Source organism: Aeromonas sp. MR7 (assembly GCF_963899385.1).
Classification (GTDB): Bacteria; Pseudomonadota; Gammaproteobacteria; order Enterobacterales; family Aeromonadaceae; genus Aeromonas; species Aeromonas bestiarum.
In genome coordinates, this window is sequence record NZ_CAWQXH010000011.1 from 629,459 (window position 1) to 647,069 (window position 17,611).

General features: G+C 62.8%; 13 protein-coding genes. 5 read left to right on the forward strand and 8 right to left on the reverse strand.

The genetic code is table 11. From position 1 onward, the window contains the following. Positions 1-9: 9 nt before the first annotated feature. From AACW87_RS07900 to tyrA, 5 genes are all read left to right on the forward strand, one after another. Entirely contained in the window at positions 10-768 is a 759-nt protein-coding gene (locus tag AACW87_RS07900; protein WP_005310067.1) for a DeoR/GlpR family transcriptional regulator, read from the forward strand. 320 nt (positions 769-1,088) lie between these two features. Continuing rightward, positions 1,089-2,576: a glycerol-3-phosphate dehydrogenase gene (gene glpD, locus AACW87_RS07905; protein ID WP_241324664.1), complete on the forward strand. Its 1,488-nt coding sequence runs from the start codon at positions 1,089-1,091 to the stop codon at positions 2,574-2,576. 102 nt (positions 2,577-2,678) lie between these two features. Continuing rightward, positions 2,679-3,761, forward strand: coding sequence for a glycerophosphodiester phosphodiesterase (gene glpQ / locus AACW87_RS07910; RefSeq protein ID WP_241324665.1), 1,083 nt, complete (start codon positions 2,679-2,681; stop codon positions 3,759-3,761). Positions 3,762-4,112: 351 nt separating this feature from the next. Then, on the forward strand, positions 4,113-5,186 hold the full coding sequence (locus AACW87_RS07915) for a 3-deoxy-7-phosphoheptulonate synthase (protein ID WP_241324666.1): 1,074 nt from the start codon (positions 4,113-4,115) through the stop codon (positions 5,184-5,186). Positions 5,187-5,304: 118 nt separating this feature from the next. Continuing rightward, positions 5,305-6,444, forward strand: coding sequence for a bifunctional chorismate mutase/prephenate dehydrogenase (tyrA, locus tag AACW87_RS07920; RefSeq protein WP_241324667.1), 1,140 nt, complete (start codon positions 5,305-5,307; stop codon positions 6,442-6,444). Positions 6,445-6,517: 73 nt separating this feature from the next. Here the strand turns inward: tyrA and hdfR are convergent, their stop codons facing one another. The 8 genes from hdfR to AACW87_RS07960 form a co-directional block, all read right to left on the reverse strand. Further along, positions 6,518-7,393, reverse strand: a complete 876-nt coding sequence (gene hdfR / locus AACW87_RS07925; RefSeq protein WP_042865768.1) for an HTH-type transcriptional regulator HdfR — start codon at positions 7,391-7,393, stop codon at positions 6,518-6,520. Then, positions 7,393-7,755 carry a DUF413 domain-containing protein gene (locus tag AACW87_RS07930; protein WP_241324668.1) on the reverse strand — a complete coding sequence of 121 codons (363 nt, stop codon included), beginning with the start codon at positions 7,753-7,755 and terminating at the stop codon, positions 7,393-7,395. The genes hdfR and AACW87_RS07930 overlap by 1 nt, the downstream gene beginning before the upstream one ends. Before the next feature lie 302 nt (positions 7,756-8,057). Further along, a complete protein-coding gene (gene eco / locus AACW87_RS07935; RefSeq protein ID WP_043557129.1) occupies positions 8,058-8,540 on the reverse strand; it encodes a serine protease inhibitor ecotin in 483 nt (160 codons plus the stop codon). A gap of 219 nt (positions 8,541-8,759) precedes the next feature. Then, positions 8,760-9,317 carry an Lcl C-terminal domain-containing protein gene (locus AACW87_RS07940; RefSeq protein WP_241324669.1) on the reverse strand — a complete coding sequence of 186 codons (558 nt, stop codon included), beginning with the start codon at positions 9,315-9,317 and terminating at the stop codon, positions 8,760-8,762. Then, entirely contained in the window at positions 9,314-10,684 is a 1,371-nt protein-coding gene (locus AACW87_RS07945; RefSeq protein WP_241324670.1) for an Lcl domain-containing protein, read from the reverse strand. The genes AACW87_RS07940 and AACW87_RS07945 overlap by 4 nt, the downstream gene beginning before the upstream one ends. Positions 10,685-10,740: 56 nt before the next feature. Then, positions 10,741-13,155 carry a proprotein convertase P-domain-containing protein gene (locus AACW87_RS07950; protein ID WP_241324671.1) on the reverse strand — a complete coding sequence of 805 codons (2,415 nt, stop codon included), beginning with the start codon at positions 13,153-13,155 and terminating at the stop codon, positions 10,741-10,743. A gap of 32 nt (positions 13,156-13,187) precedes the next feature. Continuing rightward, positions 13,188-15,248 (reverse strand): prolyl oligopeptidase family serine peptidase, encoded by a 2,061-nt coding sequence (locus tag AACW87_RS07955; RefSeq protein ID WP_241324672.1) that lies wholly within the window; start codon positions 15,246-15,248, stop codon positions 13,188-13,190. Next, positions 15,248-17,410, reverse strand: coding sequence for a TonB-dependent hemoglobin/transferrin/lactoferrin family receptor (locus tag AACW87_RS07960; RefSeq protein WP_241324673.1), 2,163 nt, complete (start codon positions 17,408-17,410; stop codon positions 15,248-15,250). Before AACW87_RS07960 ends, AACW87_RS07955 begins: the two co-directional genes overlap by 1 nt. Between the last annotated feature and the right edge of the window lie 201 nt (positions 17,411-17,611).

Here is a 17,611-nt window from a genome sequence, read left to right on the forward strand (position 1 = left end):
AGTTCAAGCGTGAAGCAAACCCAACGACATCTGGAGATCCTGGACGTCCTGACGCGGCAGGGCTTTGTCTCGACCGAGGATCTGGTGACCCACTTTGACGTCAGCCCCCAGACCATTCGCCGTGATCTGAATGATCTCGCCGAACAGAACAAGATCCGGCGCCATCATGGCGGTGCCTCCCTGCATTCGAGTACCGTCAATACCGCCTACAGCGCCCGTAAAGTGATGCAGCTCAAGGAGAAAGAGCGCATCGCCCGCGAGGTGGCCGCCAACATTCCCGACGGTTCATCGCTCTTCATCGACATAGGTACCACCACAGAAGCCATCGCCCGCGCCCTGCTCGATCACCGCGAGCTGCGCGTGGTCACCAACAACCTCAACGTGGCCAGCATTCTCACCGCCAAGGATGACTTCACCGTCATCATAGCCGGTGGCGAGATCCGCAACCGGGATGGCGGCATAGTGGGGGAGGCGACCCGCGACTTCATCGGCCAGTTCCGCATGGACTACGGTGTCATCGGCATCTCGGGCATCGACAATGATGGCTCTCTGCTCGATTTTGACTACCACGAGGTGAAGATTGCCCAGGCCATCATAGCCCACTCCCGTCAGGTGTTTCTGGCCGCCGACCACACCAAGTTTGGCCGCAATGCCATGGTCAATCTGGGCAACCTCAACCAGATCCACGCCCTGTTCACCGATCAGGAGCCGCCCGAGAAGCTGATGCGGCTGATGTCCCAGCATCAGATCGAGTGCCACATCTGCTGAGCCGCCGTTAACCCCTCTCTGGCATCAGGCCGCCGCACTGGCGGCCGCTTCTTTTTCGCTTTCTCCCCTCTGCCTGCACACCTGCCGCGCCCCACTGCTTAGATGTTCCCCGATATGAGCGCGTTCTCGCGCACGCTTTCGGGCCCGGCAGCCCGGTGCTGACGCCCTGATCACCGACTGGCAGTATTTTTAGCATTGCCAAAACAATCGCGATCACATTTTCTCCATAAAATGTTCGTTTATCATTTTTTCATGCTCTAATATGAGCGAAATCAAACATTGCCGTCATGGCAACACAAAATAAGAAAGAGTAGGTGAACATGAGCGAACATTATGATCTGGTCGTCGTTGGCGGCGGCATCAATGGGGTGGGCATTGCGGCTGATGCAGCGGGTCGGGGTCTGAAGGTTGCCCTGTTCGAGGCGCGCGATCTCGCCTCTGCCACCTCTTCCAACTCCAGCAAGCTGATCCACGGTGGCTTGCGTTACCTCGAACATTACGAATTCCGGCTGGTGAAAGAGGCGCTGGCGGAGCGGGAAGTGCTGCTCGGCATGGCCCCCCACATCGCCCGTCCCATGCGTTTTCGGCTGCCCCATCGCCCGCACCTGCGCCCGGCCTGGATGATCCGCGTCGGTCTCTTCCTGTATGACAACCTGGCCAAGCGCGACAAGCTCAAGGGCAGCTGCGGCGTGCGCTTTCTGCCGCAAGACGGTCTCAAGAGCGGCATCAACAAGGGCTTCGAATACTCGGATGCCTGGGTCGATGACGCTCGCCTGGTGGTGCTCAATGCCATGATGGCCCGGGACAAGGGCGCCGACGTGCAGACCCGTACCCGCTGCGTCAAGGCGGTGCGCGGTTCCAAACATTGGACCCTGACCCTGGAGCGGGAAGGGGGCGAGCAGTTCACCGTCACCTGCCGCGGTCTGGTCAATGCGGCCGGCCCCTGGGTCAAGACCTTCTATGACGAGAGCCTGCACGAGAAATCTCCCCGTGGCATCCGCCTCATCAAGGGCAGCCACATCATAGTGCCGCGCATCCATGAGCGCGAAGAGGCCTATATCCTGCAAAACGAAGACAACCGCATCGTCTTCGTCATCCCCTATCAGCAGGACTACTCCCTCATCGGCACCACGGACGTGGAGCATCACGGCAGCCCGCGGGAAGCGAAGATCAGCGATGCCGAGATCAGCTACCTGTGCAAGGTGGTCAACGCCCACTTCACCCGCCAGATAGCACCCAAAGAGGTCATCTGGACCTATGCCGGCGTGCGCCCGCTGTGCGATGACGAATCCGATTCCCCCCAGGCGGTGACCCGCGACTACACCCTGGAGCTCTCCGGCGAATCCGACGGCGCGCCGCTCCTGTCCGTGTTTGGCGGCAAGCTCACCACCTATCGCAAGCTGGCCCAGGCCGCCTGCAACAAGCTCAAGCCCTGGTTCAGCCAGATGGGTGAGGATTGGACCGCGAGCAGCCGTCTGCCCGGTGGCGAGTTCGACTGCTCCACCACAGAGCTGGCTCGCGCCTACATGCTCGAGTTCGACTGGCTGGATGAGCGCAACGCCCGTCGTATCGCCGAGGCCTATGGCAGTCATGCCCGCCTCTGGTTGCACGAAGAGCGCGGCCAGCACTTTGGCGCCGGCTTGTACGAGTCGGAAGTGCGTTATCTGATGAGCCGCGAGTGGGCCCATTCGATGGAAGATATATTGTGGCGCCGCAGCAAGCTGGGGCTGCGTCTGTCCCAGCCTGAGCAGCAGCAACTGCACGCCTGGCTGGAGCAACACCAGCACGCCCTGCCCAAGGCCAGCTGATGAAGAGGCGGGCGGCCCCTTGGTCGCCCGTCGTTAAAATGCAATAAACCTCTGTTATAACAATAACCTACACCCAATAAACAATAACAAAGAGCACCGCGCATGAAAAAACTCTCTCTCTCCCTGATCGCCCTTGGCCTGGGGGCCGCCCTCGCATTGCCCGTTCTGGCTGCCGATGAAGGTAAAATCGTGATCGCCCACCGTGGCGCTTCCGGCTACCTGCCCGAGCACACCCTGGAATCCAAGGCGCTGGCCTATGGCATGGGGGCCGACTATCTGGAGCAGGATCTGGTGATGACCAGGGATGACCAGCTGGTGGTGATGCACGATCACTTCCTCGACGGCATCACGGACGTGGCCGAGCGCTTCCCCGGCCGGGCCCGTCCGGACGGTCGCTACTATGTGGTGGACTTTACCCTGGCCGAGGTGCGCTCCCTGCGCATGACTGAGCCGTTCCAGCTGGTGGATGGCAAGCAGGTGCCCGTTTATCCGGCCCGCTTCCCGTTGTGGAAGTCCAGCTTCAAGATCCACACCTTCCAGGAAGAGATAGAGATGATCCAGGGGCTCAACAAGAGCACCGGCAAGAACATAGGTATCTACCCGGAGATCAAGGCTCCCTGGCTGTTCCGCCACGAGGGCAAGGACATCTCCAAGGCGATGCTCACTGTGCTCAAGGAGTACGGCTACACCAGCAAGAACGACAAGGTCTATCTGCAGTGCTTCGATGCCGACGAGCTCAAGCGCATCAACAGCGAGCTGATGCCCGCCATGGGGATGGACTTGAAACTGGTGCAGCTGATGGCCGAGACAGACTGGAACGAGACCATGGTCTATGACGCCAAGGGCAAGGCAACCCCTTACGACTATGACTGGATGTTCAAGCCGGGCGCCATGAAGACCATAGCCGGCTACGCGGAAGGGATAGGCCCCTGGAAGCCGATGATAGTCACTGAGCCGGGTACCCTGGGCAAACCAGTGTTTACCAATATGGTGAAAGAGGCCCATGCCGCCGGTCTCAAGGTGCATCCTTATACCTTCCGCCAGGATGAGGGGCAGATCCCGGCCTATGCCAAGGACTTCAGCGACCTGCTCAACATCTTCCTCTATCAGGCCGATGTGGACGGGGTGTTCAGCGACTTCCCGGACAAGGCGGTCGAAGCCATCAAGGCACACGGCAAATCATAAAAGAAGAGCAACACGGGAACGCAAGCGGGGCCAGGTGCCCCGCTTTTTTTATAAAATGGAGGCAAGCACTGGGGTGGGATTGTGGTCGAGCAGCGCTGACGGCAGTATTGGGGTGTAACCATATCTTTACGATTTTATCGGGTCAGGGGCTTTTTACCCGCTACTTTCTGGCTGTTCAGGTCGCCTTTCTGGTCGTTTATCCACCTGTCAGACAGTTAACCCGCTAGTTTCACTTGATTGTTTGTTTTTCCTTGGTAAGGTGAGGACGGTTGCGTAACAAAGTGCTGACTTGTGTAAATAAAATAATACACTCGGTGCAATTGGCTTAAATACTGTAGAGAGAATGAGAAAATGCAAAGAGACCCCCTGAACAACATCCATATCCAGTCCGAACAAGTGATGATCACGCCTGCCCAGCTCAAGGAGAAGCTACCCATCTCCGACCAGGCGCTGGCATTCGTGCAAGGGGCCCGCACTACCATAGCCGACATCATCCACCGTCGCGATCACCGCCTGCTGGTGATCTGTGGACCCTGTTCCATCCACGACATGGACGCCGCCAAAGAGTACGCAACCAGACTCAAAGCGCTGCATGATGCTTACCAGGATTCTCTCTACATTATCATGCGGGTCTACTTTGAGAAGCCGCGCACCACGGTCGGCTGGAAAGGGTTCATCAATGACCCGAACCTGGACGGCACCTTCGATGTGGAGCTGGGGCTGCATCGTGCCCGCGAGCTGCTCTGCTGGCTGGCGGAGCTGGAATTGCCGCTGGCGACCGAGGCGCTCGACCCCATCAGCCCGCAATACCTGGCGGAGCTCTTCTCCTGGTCGGCCATAGGTGCACGCACCACAGAATCCCAGACCCACAGGGAGATGGCGTCCGGCCTCTCCATGCCGGTGGGCTTCAAGAACGGCACAGACGGCAACCTTGGCACCGCCATCAATGCGCTGCAGGCGGCCTCCAGCCCCCACGCCTTCATGGGGATCAACCAGCAGGGCCAGGTCGCCTTGCTGCAGACCCAGGGCAACCCGGATGGCCACGTGATACTGCGCGGCGGCAAGCACCCGAACTACGACTCGGTCAATGTGTCGCTGGCGGAAGAGGCGCTGGAGAAAGCGGGCCTGCTGCCCGGCCTGGTGGTGGATTGCAGCCACGGCAACTCCAGCAAGGATCACCGCTTGCAGCCCAAGGTGGCCGACAACGTCATCCACCAGATCCAGGAGGGCAACCGCTCCATCATAGGGGTGATGCTCGAATCCAACCTGTTCGAGGGCAATCAGTCCAGCGAGCAGCCCAAGGAGCAGATGCGCTACGGCGTCTCCATCACGGATGCCTGCATCGACTGGGATAGCACTGCCAATCTGCTGGCGCGATGCCATCGCGAGCTGGCGGCGCCGCTCAGGGGCAGAACCGGGCGTTAAGCCGTGGTATCTTGTCGTAACTGATTGAACCATAGAGGTATCACCGCCCATGCAGTGATACCTTGTTGCCTCTTGAATCACAGGGCGCCGCCGCCAGCGGCGCCAGCAGGGACTGGATATGGCTGAAGAGTTGAATGCCCTCAGGGACAAGATAGATGCGGTGGACAGGCAGCTGATCGATCTGCTGGCCGCCCGTCTGGCTCTGGTGGGGGAAGTGGGTGAGGTGAAGAGCCGCCATGGCCTGCCCATCTATGCGCCGGACAGGGAGGCGAGCATGCTGGCCCGCCGCCGAGCCGAGGCCGAGCTGCTGGGGGTGCCCGGCGATCTCATCGAAGACGTGCTGCGCCGGGTGATGCGTGAATCCTACATCCTCGAATCGGCCAGCGAAAAAGAGAACCACTTCAAGTGCATGAAACCGGAGCTTGGCAAGGTGGTCATCATAGGCGGCCAGGGCCAGCTGGGCCGCTTGTTCGGCCAGATGTTCGGCCTCTCCGGCTACCGGGTCGAGACCCTGGAACAAGCCGATTGGCCAAGGGCTGACGTCATCCTGGCCGACGCGGGTCTGGTGATGGTGGCCGTGCCCATCGACATCACCTGCCAGATTATCGACCGGCTCGGCAACTTGCCCGCCGACTGTCTGCTGGTGGATGTCACCAGCGTGAAGGCGGCGCCGCTTGAGCACATGCTGGCGGTGCACAAAGGCCCGGTGCTGGGGCTGCACCCCATGTTCGGACCGGATGTGGCGAGCCTCGCCAAGCAGGTGATCGTCTGCTGTCAGGGCCGTGAACCAGTCGCCAGTCAGTGGCTGCTGGATCAGATGACCATCTGGGGCGCGCGCTTGCAGCAGGTGGAAGCCAAGGCTCACGACGAGGCCATGACCCTCATCCAGGCGCTGCGCCACTTCGCCACCTTCGCCTACGGTTGGCACCTGTCGCGGGAGCAGGCCAATCTGGATCGCCTGCTGAGTCTGAGCTCTCCCATCTACCGGCTGGAGCTGGCCATGGTGGGGCGGCTGTTTGCCCAGGACCCCGAGCTCTATGCCGATATCATATTGTCGTCCCCGCAGAATCTGGCGATGATCCGCCGCTACTACCAGAACTTTGGCGAGGTGCTGGGGCTGCTGGAGCAGGGGGACAGGGCCGGCTTCATCGATGCCTTCTCGCAAGTCTCCGGCTTCTTCGGCGAACATGCCGACGAGTTCCTGCGCGAGAGCCGCATGCTGCTGGCCCAGGCCAACGACCGCCGCCACCACGGCTGACGAGATCGCGCACAAGCATCATAAAAAAGGGGCCTGTTCGGCCCCTTTTCTGACTGTGCTGTCCGGCCCGAAGTTATTCGGGCTGCGGCAGGCGAAGATCGGCGCCATCCCAACCGAGCGGCAGGGTCAGCAGCTGATCGATCAGCTCCCGGCGATCGGACTTCTCCAGATAGGCGAGGTAGAGTGGACGACTGAGCGGCTGCCCCCCCTCCACCAGATGCAGTTGTCCCTGCTCCAGGAAGGGGCTCACCATGCGCCGCGGCAGATAGGCGGCGCCACCGTTGGCCAGCACGAACTGCAGCGCCATGTTGGCTGAGCTCGAGTGCAGCACAGGGGTCTTTTGCAGGCTCTGCAAGCGGCTGGGTTGCGGCTCGAAGCTGGTGCCCCAATCCAGATGAATGTGGGGCATCTGCATCAGGCTGTCGGCGTTGGCGGCGGCATCCCGGCTCACCAGCTCGAACACCAGCTCGCCTATGGGGTGTAGGGCTATCTCGTCGATCTTGGTCGGCTCGGAGAGCAGGGCCAAGTCGAGAGATCGCTCCAGCAACTGGCGGCACAGGTGCTCGCGGGAGGCAGTTTCAAGCCGCACCGCGAGGCCGGGGGCCAGTGCATAGACATGGTTGAGCCAGTCGTTGAAATCGAGCTCCCAAAACACGGCGGGCGCACCTATGGCGAGCTGCTGGCTGAAACCGGGGGAGAGGGCCACATCCTGTCTGGCCCGGCCCAGGGTATGCAAGATGGCGTCTGCATAGGGCAGCAGACGCTCACCGGAGGCGGTCAGGCGGATGTTGTTGCGATGACGGGCAAACAGACTGACCCCGAGTTGCTGCTCGAGCTGGCGGATCCGAAAGCTCACCGCCGACTGGGTCAGGTAGAGATTCTCAGCAGCCCGGCCAAAGTGCCGGGTCTTGCTGACCTCGATAAAGGTCCGAAGCAGTTCGGTATCCATTAATCGATGGACTCGTCGCTGCCGCCGCTACTGCCACCTTCAAACCCGCCGCCACCAGTTTCCTCGTTGGCGCCACCCGCGACTGTGCACAGACGATGCACGCGCTTGGGACCGATTACCTTCAGATACTTGAACCACACCTTGGCGTGGGGGTTGCTGCCGGCGGCGCCGGATTTGATCTGTTCGAGAAAGGCGCTTTCTATGTCATCGCGCGGCGTCAGGTTGCCCTGATAGAGCGCCAGCATGGCGGTGCCGTATTTTTCCAGACTGTCCGCTTCGGCCACAGTGAATTCGCCACTGCGACGCAGGCCACGGGGAAAATGTTTGAAGTCGTTGAAACGCTTGTCGGATTCGAAGCTCATAGTGCTCTTTTTCTGGTTAGTTTGACCTTTGCGGGCAAGTATCATCAGGCCGTCGCAGAGTGCAAAATCAATTTTTTCACTATATGGATAAATCTCTTTCATCGAAAGTGATTTCGCCATGATCCAGTGGGCATTCAGGGGAAGCAGGAGCAAAAAAGCGAGAAAAAAAGCGGAGTTATGTCAGGTTCTGTAAAGGTTTAGCGCGCGGGGCAGACGATTTCGGGCCAAAAATAAAGCGCCATTCGGCGCTCTATTTTACATCAATCATGAACCAAAGCGGGAGGTTTGGTCTCGATGGAGACTTACTCTATCATGGCCGGCTGGGCCAGGTTGTCGGCACGCCACAGACGGTAGCGCACTTCATACTCCTGCGGGACGTAGAGCACGAACGGCAGCTTGGAGTTGTAGTTCACGAAGAAGCCCTGACCGTAGATCTGGACGAAGGTCTCTTTCTTCTGGCCATCCGGGCAGGCCATCAGCGTGCTGATGGGATCGGATACCTTGCCGAGCATCAGGTAGTTGTAGCCCCAGCCCTTGACGCTGTGCTGCTCCAGATTGCCCGCGAAGCGCGGCACATTGCAATCGACCATCATTTTCTTGCCGACCTGCAGCTCGACCATCATGTCGGCTTCGTTCTCGACTTCCGGCAGGCGGATCACGACACGTTCCTGGTTTACTTCGGCGGCCGGGAACATGCTGATATCAAATTTTTTCGGTTCGGCGGCGAAGGCATGGCCGCCCAGCAACAAGGCGCCCAGCAGGCTAAAACGCAATACGGTTTTCATCTGTACCTCATGGGGTTGGTTCAACGCCGCTAGACTAACCGCTCTGCCCGTTTCATGCCAGCGATCTGCGGTGCAAATCATGCCGGATCCGGCACAGGATGACGTGTTCTGGCTGTTTTCTGACAGGGCGCACACTCCTTGTACGCCTCACCGGCAAGGGGCTGGGGTGGCCGGAAGCGGATCCTGTTTTCAGCAGTACCTCCGGCCACCCCTGCGCACTCAGCGCACCAGGAGCAGCTGTTTGGCCCAGGCACCGGGTGCCCGCATGCCAACGGAGCCACTGGTGATATCCAGATAGGCGACGCTCTTGCTGGCCGGCACCGGGGTCGAGGACCAGAGATAGACGTAACCGTCGTTGACCTCTTTCCCTTCCCCGGCCATGGCGCGGGGGAATATGGTCTCGTTCAGCGCAGGCTTGTAGCAGGCGGACTCCAGCACGCTGGTCAGCTCCTTGATGGTGGGCAGGCGCCAATCCCGGTAGCCGCCAAAGCCGTACAGGGTATGGCTGGGCTCGGTGCGGATCCGCTCTGCTGTCAGCAGGGCCTGCTGCCAGTAAAGCCGGGTCGGCTCGCCGCTGCAGCTCTGCTCGCGCCAGGTTTGGCCGAGCTGGCAGCGCATCCAGGTCAGGCCCGTGCTCCTGTCCGTGACTGTGCCGTTGCCGCGATCGATGAAGCGGGCGGTGGGGCTGGTTCTTGGCATGGTGTCGTCGCAGATGGCGGTGGCCAGGGCGAGGGGGCTGCCGAGGGTCAGCAGCAGGGTCAGCATCAATCGGTTCATCGGGTTACCTCCGCCACCAGTCGCAGTTGCAGACCGTTGGCATCATCGCTGTTTTGAACTGTGGTGGCGTAGTCGGTGCCGGCGTCATCGCCGAGGAAGATATGGGCGATGGCGCTCAGGGGGGCGCTCTCCAGCCGACGGGACGGAGTCAGGGTCTGGCTCCAGTAGTAACCGCTGAAATCCTTGGTCGTGGTGCCGACATCGGGGAAGTAGCGCACATCCAGGGTGACCAGCTGGCCATACTGGCGGGCGAGCGAGCCGTAGTGTTGCAGGCTCATCAGCTCGCGCGAGTGGGGCATGCGCCAGCTGGTGATGCCGCACAGCTGCTGGGCGTTGAGCCACTGGCGATACTGCTCCGTGGTACAGATGGCCTCGCCTTGCGGGCAGGCGTAGTCGCGTTCCTCCTGGGTGGGGTGATAGTCGCCAAGCTCCCAGGCGAAGGTGCGGTGCAGATCGCGGGGACTTTTCGCATCATCCTGCTTTTTCTCCCAGATGAGGCGGGTAGTGAGATCCTCCACACACTCCCAGACGGGGGCGTCATCCGGCAGGGGCTGGCCCTTGCCATCCAGCTTGCGATAGCGCAGCGGCGCCTTGTTCAGGCTGGCTTCCTGGCCCGGGTGGTCGGCGGGCTCCTCGGTGAGCAGGTAGTCGACGCCATCCGTGTAGGTAGTGACGCCGCTGCCGGTGACCAAGGGATGGGAGTATTGCTGTTGCAGCAGGCGGGAGACGCTCTCCTGCAGGCTGGTCAGCTCGCCGTGCTGGGTGAAGTGGCTGGCCAGCTCGGGCAGCAGGCTGCCGAGGGCCGGCCACACCACGGCTTGCACGAGGACGGGCGAAAGGTCCGATATCCCCGGCTCGGCATCGATCACCGCCTGCAGCAGTTGCCCCAGCGCCAGGTTGAAGTCGGCCAGTTGCGACAGGGCGGCCAGCCCCTGACCCGGTTGCAGCGGTGCCAGCGCGCTCAGCATCTGGTCGAGTGCCTGTTTGGGGGGATGTCCCTCGGCGATGCGGCTTTGCAGCAGAGTGCTGAGCAGGCTGGGGGTCAGGGTCTGGCCATCCAGTCGGGCGGCCGGATGCAGCAGCGTCGGCGCCGCCGGATTGGTTGGCAGGAACAGCAGCGGACTGGTCAGCAGGGCGGGGGAGGTGCCGCTCAGCTGGCGGGCACCGGCCATGCCGCTGACGCCGGGCTCTCCCTCGTCACAGCGGGTGTTCTGGTTGAGATTGACGCACAGGGTGCCACTTTCGGGCAGATTGACGTTCAGGGTATAGGCTGGTGCCGCCAGCGGCGCCTCATCCGAGCCACCGCCACCGCAGGCGGTGAGCAGGGGGGCCAGCAGGCAGGCCAGACGGGAATAGGTTGGGTTCATCTCTTGTCCTTGGGAAGGGGCTCTGGGCCCCTTCTTCTTATATATGGGTGGGTTACTCAGCCGCGCCGGCGAAGGCGGCGCCAGACTGCCAGCGGCAGCAGCCAGAGTAGGTTGGCGGCGCCACCGCCGCTGCTGTCGGAAACGTTGAAATGGATGATGCCGTCATCCGGCGGGGCGACCGGTTCACCACACTGGGCGCCGATGCGCTGGCTGATGCTCCAGCCATTGATGCGGCCCTGGTGTCCGGGTTTGCTGTCCACCACTTCCAGCGTCCATCTGCCGGCCAGCGGCTCTCCCAGCAAGGGGGTGAAGGGTTGCAGGGACTGCAGCTCGGTGGGGAAGAGCCCCTTCAGCCGTGGCAAGGGGCTGTAGCCCTTGTCCCAGATCTGGATGCGGGTGCCGGAGGGGGAGTTGAGCCAGATCTCCAGCTCATCCAGGGCATCGTGTTGCAGATCCAGGCTCAGTTGCAGCTGCTCGCTCACCTTGGCACTGCTCTGCTCCAGCAGCAGGCTGGCTTGGCTCAAGCCGCGAACCTCCTCGCTCTGGGCATCGTTGAGGAGCAGCGGCTGACCAGTGGCGCGGCTGATGATGGGGGTGCCTATGGGCAGGCTCAGTGGTTGCTGCCACTGACGCTCGGTCGGGCTGGTCCCCGTCATGGCGAGGCTCACCGGCAGGCTCACCTCATCGCCGCAGGCCAGCGGACTCTGGGCCAGCAGCCGCAGCGTGGTGGTGGTGCTGGCACCCGCCGCCAGCATGGTGGCTTGCCACTGATAGGGATCGGCCTGCAGCCCGGCGGGCAGGGTCAGGGTCAGCGCATTGAGGGTCACAGGCGCCGGGCCCTGGTTGGTGAGGGTCAGCTGCACGGATTGACGCTGCCCCAGCTCGATGGCGCTGCCCTCGGCCAGGGCGATATTGACCGGCGCCAGCAAGAGGCCGTGCTGGCGGAAGGCCTGCTCCAGATGGCTGACGTAGTGACGGGCCGGGTAGAGCCGCGCCGCCGTGTCCACAGTGATACGGGCCAGTTGCGGCATGCGAATGGCCGGGCCCAGCCCGAAGTGGGATTCGATGATGATGCTGTCAAACTCGTCCCGGGCCACTTCGCCATGCTCGGTCACCGACGCCAGCAGGGCCTGGAACAGCGGTGTGCCCCACAACTGATCGCCGTTGCTGCCGTTGATGGTGCGGTGGGCCGGGTAGCTGTAGTCCGGGTGGTAGCGGGCCCGCAGATCGTCCAGCTGGCGCGGGGTGCGGTCGGTGAAACGGGCATCCCAGTTGAACACCATGGCCGGTTCGAACTGGCGACCCGCCTCGCTGCGCTGGCGGTGGCTGGCGGCCAGGTAGTCGCTGAAACCCTCGCCGATGGCGCCCCAGTCCGCCTCGTCCCCGAGATCAGGCACTATGTGGTGTTGCACCGCGTGGCCGAACTCGTGCCAGATCACCATGGGATCCTCGGCATCTGGCACGCCGCTGCGGCCCAGCTCCAGCCTGCGCTCGAACGGATCGTAGAGGGAGTTGTCCTGATAGCCGGCCTCTGTGTCTATGTCGAGCGCCCCCGGGATGAGCCCGCTAAAGCCCAGCTTCTTGAGGTGGCGCTGGGCCAAGTCCAGATGGTAATAGGCGTTGATGTCGGCGAAGCCCCGATCGTCCCGGGTCAGCCGGAACGCCTGCGGGTTGTCACCGCTGAAGGGGGCCGTATCGGGCTCCATGGCATCCACCACCCGGGCGTGGGGGCCGCTCAGCAGATAGCGTCCCCCTTGCAGTGTGACCGGCAGGGGAACTCTGTCCTGATAGGCGGCGTCCGCCAGTACCAGCTCGTCGTGCCAGACCAGGCTGGCGTCTTGCAACTGGGTGCGGGGATCCGGGTCGAACACCCGTGCTTCCACCTGGGTGTCGCCGGCGTCGGCGGCGCGGCTGGCCCGGGTGCTGGCCGCATCCATCCAGCGGCCCAGCTCCCGGCTGCCGTCGCAACTGGCGAACAGCTGCACATAGCTGGCCTTGGCGTTGCCCGCCTGGTGCTCGCGCACCCGCTGGCGCAGGGCGGGCACCAGGGTGTCGCCGTCGCGCCAGTACCAGGCTTCGACGGCTCCCAGCGTGTCGATCTCGTTGCCGCCATCGCGCAACTGGCTGAGCAGGGGATCCAGGTTGCCAGCGGCATCGCAGCCGGGCTCACTGCTCTGCAGGGGGTGGCTGTTGTGATAGAGGCGCCAGGGCTTGCCGGCCTTGTCGACGCTGACGGCGGCCTGGATGGTGGCTACCGGCAGGCCGTTGACCAGCTGGCGGAAGCTGTAGTGATGGCCGAGCCGGCTGGCCCTGTCGTAGTCGGGGGCGAGCGTCACGCCGAGGCGCTGTTCGAGCCACTGCTGCGGCGTCGTGGTAATGGTTTTTTCATCGACGAACTGCAACTCGGCCGCCAGCAGGGGCTGTGAGAGCAAGGTTGCCGCCAGCCAGAGGGCCAGGGAAGAGGGTTTCATGGTTTACTCCAACACAAAAATGAGAAAAGGGATCACTGGCTGACACCCGCCAGGGTGAGCAGAAAGGCATACTCGCGGGCCGCCTGCTGGTGGGCCTTGCCGGTACTGGCCTGGTGGCCGCTGTCGAGAGCCGTACTCAGCAGATAGGGGCCCGTGCCCGTGCTGTGCTCCCGCAGCCGGGCGACCCATTTGAGCGGCTCCCAGTAAGGCACCTGGCTGTCGTGCAGCCCGGCCGTTACGTAAACCGGGGGATAGGGCTGCCGTTGCAGGTTGTCATAGGGGCTCAGGCGACGCATGGCCGCATAGTCGGCGGGGATGGCCGGATTGCCCCATTCGGCGTACTCCTGGCGGGTGAGCGGCAGTTCGGGATCGCTCATGGTGCCGAGCAGATCGACAAAGGGCACCTGCAACACGGCGCCGGCAAAGCGGGTTGGCGCCTGATTGAGCGCCGCCGCCACCAGCAGACCGCCGGCACTGCCGCCCATGGCGAACAGCCGGGCGGGATCGATGGCTGGATCCCGGGCCAGCGCCTCGGCCACGCTCAGGAAGTCGTCCACGCAGTGCTGTTTTTGCCGGCCGCGCCCCGCCAGATACCAGTCATCTCCCAGCATGCCGCCGCCGCGCACGTGAGCGATGGCGTAGACAAAACCGCGATCCAGCAGGCTCAGCACCTGGGGCTGGTAGTAGGGGCGCATAGGGGTGCCATAGGCGCCGTAGCCGTAGAGCAGCAGCGCCTTGGGCTTGGTGATGTCGGTGCGCCACACCAGAGAGACGGGCACCTTGACCCCATCCTTGCCCAGCACCCAGCGTCGCTCGCTTCGGTAGGGGGAGGGTGCCTGCGTCTGCGCGCCAGCTTGCCACTGACCGCTGGCCAGATTGAGCCAGCGCTGGTGGGGCGGCTCGGCCATCCCTTGCCGGCGGATCAGGATCTGCTGGCTGGCCGGGTCATGAGCACCCTGGATCCAGGCCGTGCCAGCGCCCTCGGTGAGATGCACGCGCTGGCTGAGCTGGCCGCTTGAATCCAGCACATCGAGCCAGTCGTCCCCTGCCTTGCGGTATTGCAGGACCGTATGGTCGGCAAACAGGCGCCACTTCTCCAGGCTCTTGTTCTCGCCGGACCAGAGGGGTTGCCAGTGCCCCTCGGCCACCTGTGCCAGACTGGTCACCTGATAAAGGCCGAGGGCACCATCTTTGTTGCTCTTGATGAGCACTCGCTCCCCCTGGGTATCCAGGTAGTACTCGACACCGGCCTGACGGGCCTTGAGCAGAGAGGGGGTTCCCTCGTCCAGCAGGTACTGCTCCGAGCTGTCGTGGTTGTTGCTCTGCAGCAGCAGGTGGCGTTTATCCGTGGTGCCATAGAGGCTGAGCAGCCAGGCGGGATTGGCCTCCTGGTGTACTAGCCGCTCCTTGCCATCCTGCCAGGCCCACAGCTGCCATGGGCGCAGGGTGCGGCGCTCGTTGGCAAGGGTGTAGAGGGTCTTGCCGTCCAGGCTCCAGAGCAGATCGGCGGCCCTGTGCGCCAGGGTGGTTTGTGTCTTGCCGCTATCCAGATCCAGCAGGGTGATGCGGTAGTCCAGATCGCCACGCAGATCTTCGGCCAGGGCCAGCCAGCGTCCGTTCGGGTGCAGTGCCCAGCCGGCGAGCTCGTAATAGCCGCTCGCCGGTTGACGCTGCGCCAGTCGCTGACGGGGCTGCGCCTTGTCATCAGCCCGTTGCCACAGGCTGCCGTTGGCCTCCATCCGCCACTGGCTGCCCGCTTCAGTGTGCCACTCGGCGGGCATGGGCTCGCCGCGCGGCTGTGTCTGCCACTCGGCTTGCAGCGCCTGCTCCAGCGGCCGCTGGCTGGCGAGCTGCTGCTCGGTCCAGCGGTTCTGCTCGGCCAGCATGGCCAGCAGGGCGGGATCCTGGCGGCTGTCGTCACGCCAGCCGCCATAGGGATCCCACCGCGCTACCTTGCCCTTCATCAACAGGGGATGCTTGGCAATGGCTGGCGCGCTCTGTGGCGCCGTGGTGGTTGCCGTCATGCTCGCGGCCTCGGTGAGGGAGGCCGCCGGATTGGCCAGCAGAGCCGTCATTATCAATAGCGCGTGCATCAGATCCCCACGAAGGTGTAGCGCAGGCTGGCGCTCAGGTAGCGGCCCGTCTGGGTATAGAGTCCCGCATCGCTGCCCGCTTCCTGCCCGGCCACATCCTGATAGCGGGTGTAACGGGTATCGAGCAGGTTATCGAGCTTGAGGTTGGCCTTGAGGGCGTCTGTGATCTGCCAGTCGGCAGTCAGGGCGAAGCTGAGCCAGCCCGCACTCTTCATGCACTCGCTCTGCTGCTGGGTCAGGCTGTTGCCGCAAGTGGGCACCCGGCTCATGGCGGCGGCATAGTCGGCTTGCAGCCCCAGGTTCCAGTCGTTGGCCTGATAGCTGAGGCGGGTATTGCCCTCCAGCGGGGTGAGGTTGCGCGGTGACTCGCCTTGGCTGTCCTTGCCATCCACCCAGCCGAACTTGGTGGCCAGTTCCCACTGCTGGGTCAGCCAGTAGCTGGCGGCGATCTCGGCGCCCCAGGTCTCGGACTTGGCCACGTTGCGGTATTGGCGCAGCATGACGCCGTCGCTCAGACGGAAGCCCACCTGGCGCCAGTCGACGAAGTTGTAGTAGCGGTTGTAGAAGAGCGCCGGCTTGATGCTCCACTCATCCCCTTCACCGCTCACACCCCACTCGAAGCTATGGCTGGTCTCCTCCTTGAGGTCCGGGTTGGCGATGATCTCGAACGGTGGCAGGGCAAAGTAGTGGGGAATATTGCCGTACACCTTGTCGTAGGAGGGGGCACTAAAACCGTTGGCATAGCTGAGCCAGCTACGCCACTGATCGTTGAAGCGGTAGCTGGTGGCCAGACTCGGGGAGAGGTGCCAGCTGTGATTGCTGGCGCCCTTGCCATCTTGCGGGCTCAGCCACTGGTGATCCATGCGCAGTGTGGGGGTGAATTGCCACTGGCCAAGGCTCGCCACATCCCCCAGCCAGATGCCGACGCGGTCCGTGCGGGCACTGCTGAAGGGGGCGGATTGGCCGGGCTGGGGAATGCCCGCCTCCAAGGTCAGCTTGTCGACCGGTCGCTCGTGGCTTGCGCGCTCCAGTTCGACGCCATAGCTCAACTTGTGTTCGATGGCGCCGGTTGTCAGATCGCGGCGGATATCCAGCTCGCTGCCGATCAGATCCTCGCTGAAGGTGGCCAGCTCCCGTTCGCTGCGATAGCGGGGATAGCCGCTCAGCAGGTCATTTTGCAGCAGGCTGCGTTTGTTGGCGCTGTTCTTGGCGTGATTGCCGTGCAGGCTCAAGGTGAACTGATCCGCCAGCAGATGATCCAGGCTGCGGGCCTCCCAGCTCAGCTTGCCGCCCTGGGAGCGTTGGGTGCTGTTCTCGCGGTACTGGCGCACCTGCCACTTGCCGTCGGGTTGGGGTATTTCGCGCGGGCCCTGATCCCGCTTGGCGTTGTCTTCGAAGTAGTCGAGCTCGAGACGCAGCAGATGGTGTTCATTCAGGGTGAAACGAGAGCTGGTGGAGGCGCTCAGGCCGTCGAGATCCGCCGGGATGCGACTCTGGTCGTAGTTGGCGGTCTCGTGTCCCTGCCAGCCGGAGAGGCGCAGCAGGTGTTCCGTCATTCCCCAGCGGGCGGCGCCGGTGGCGCTCAGTTTCTGCTTGTCGCTGCTGCCGTCGTGCAGGACCTTGCTGCTGAGATAGGCATCCTGCCCCTGCAGGTAATCTTCCGGCTGTTTGGTGGTGATGACCACGGTACCGCCGATGGCGTCCGAGCCGTGCAGGGCGGAGCCCGCCCCCTTGGCCACCTCTATCTGCTTGACGTCATCCAGATCGAAGTTGAAACGGCCCACCTTGTCGTTGAGGTCGTCGGCGCCGAAGCCGTCGCTGACCCTGACTCCATCCTTGATGATCAGCACCCGGTTGCCGCCGATGCCGCGGATGCTGATGTTTTGCGGCCGGCCCGCCGAGCCGGTCACAGAGACGCCGGGTTCGTTCTTGAACACGTCTGTGAGCTCGGTGGCGATCTGGCGCTCCAGATCCTCTTCGGTGATGACTGTGATGGAGCCGGAGATGTCGGACAGTTTCTGTTCGACCCGCTGTCCCTTGACCACTATGGTCTCGCGCGCCTTGGGCGGGGTGGTGCCGGAGGTGTCTATTCCGGCGGGATCGCCGGCGGCCAGCGCTGTACCGGACAGCAGCATGGGCCAGTAGTGAAGCAGTGTTTTCATGTTGAGAATAATTATTATTTGAGCCTGAAGGCCGCGGATTATTGCAGAGAGGTCCAGCTAGATCAACGATTGATAATCATTATCATTTTGTTTTTATGATCCTGATCAGACTAGTGTTTTTGATAGCGAGCTCAGCAAGGAAGGGGCGAACGTTTGCGTTTCTCTGGGAGGCGATCTGGCGGGTCACTGGGGATGAAAGGC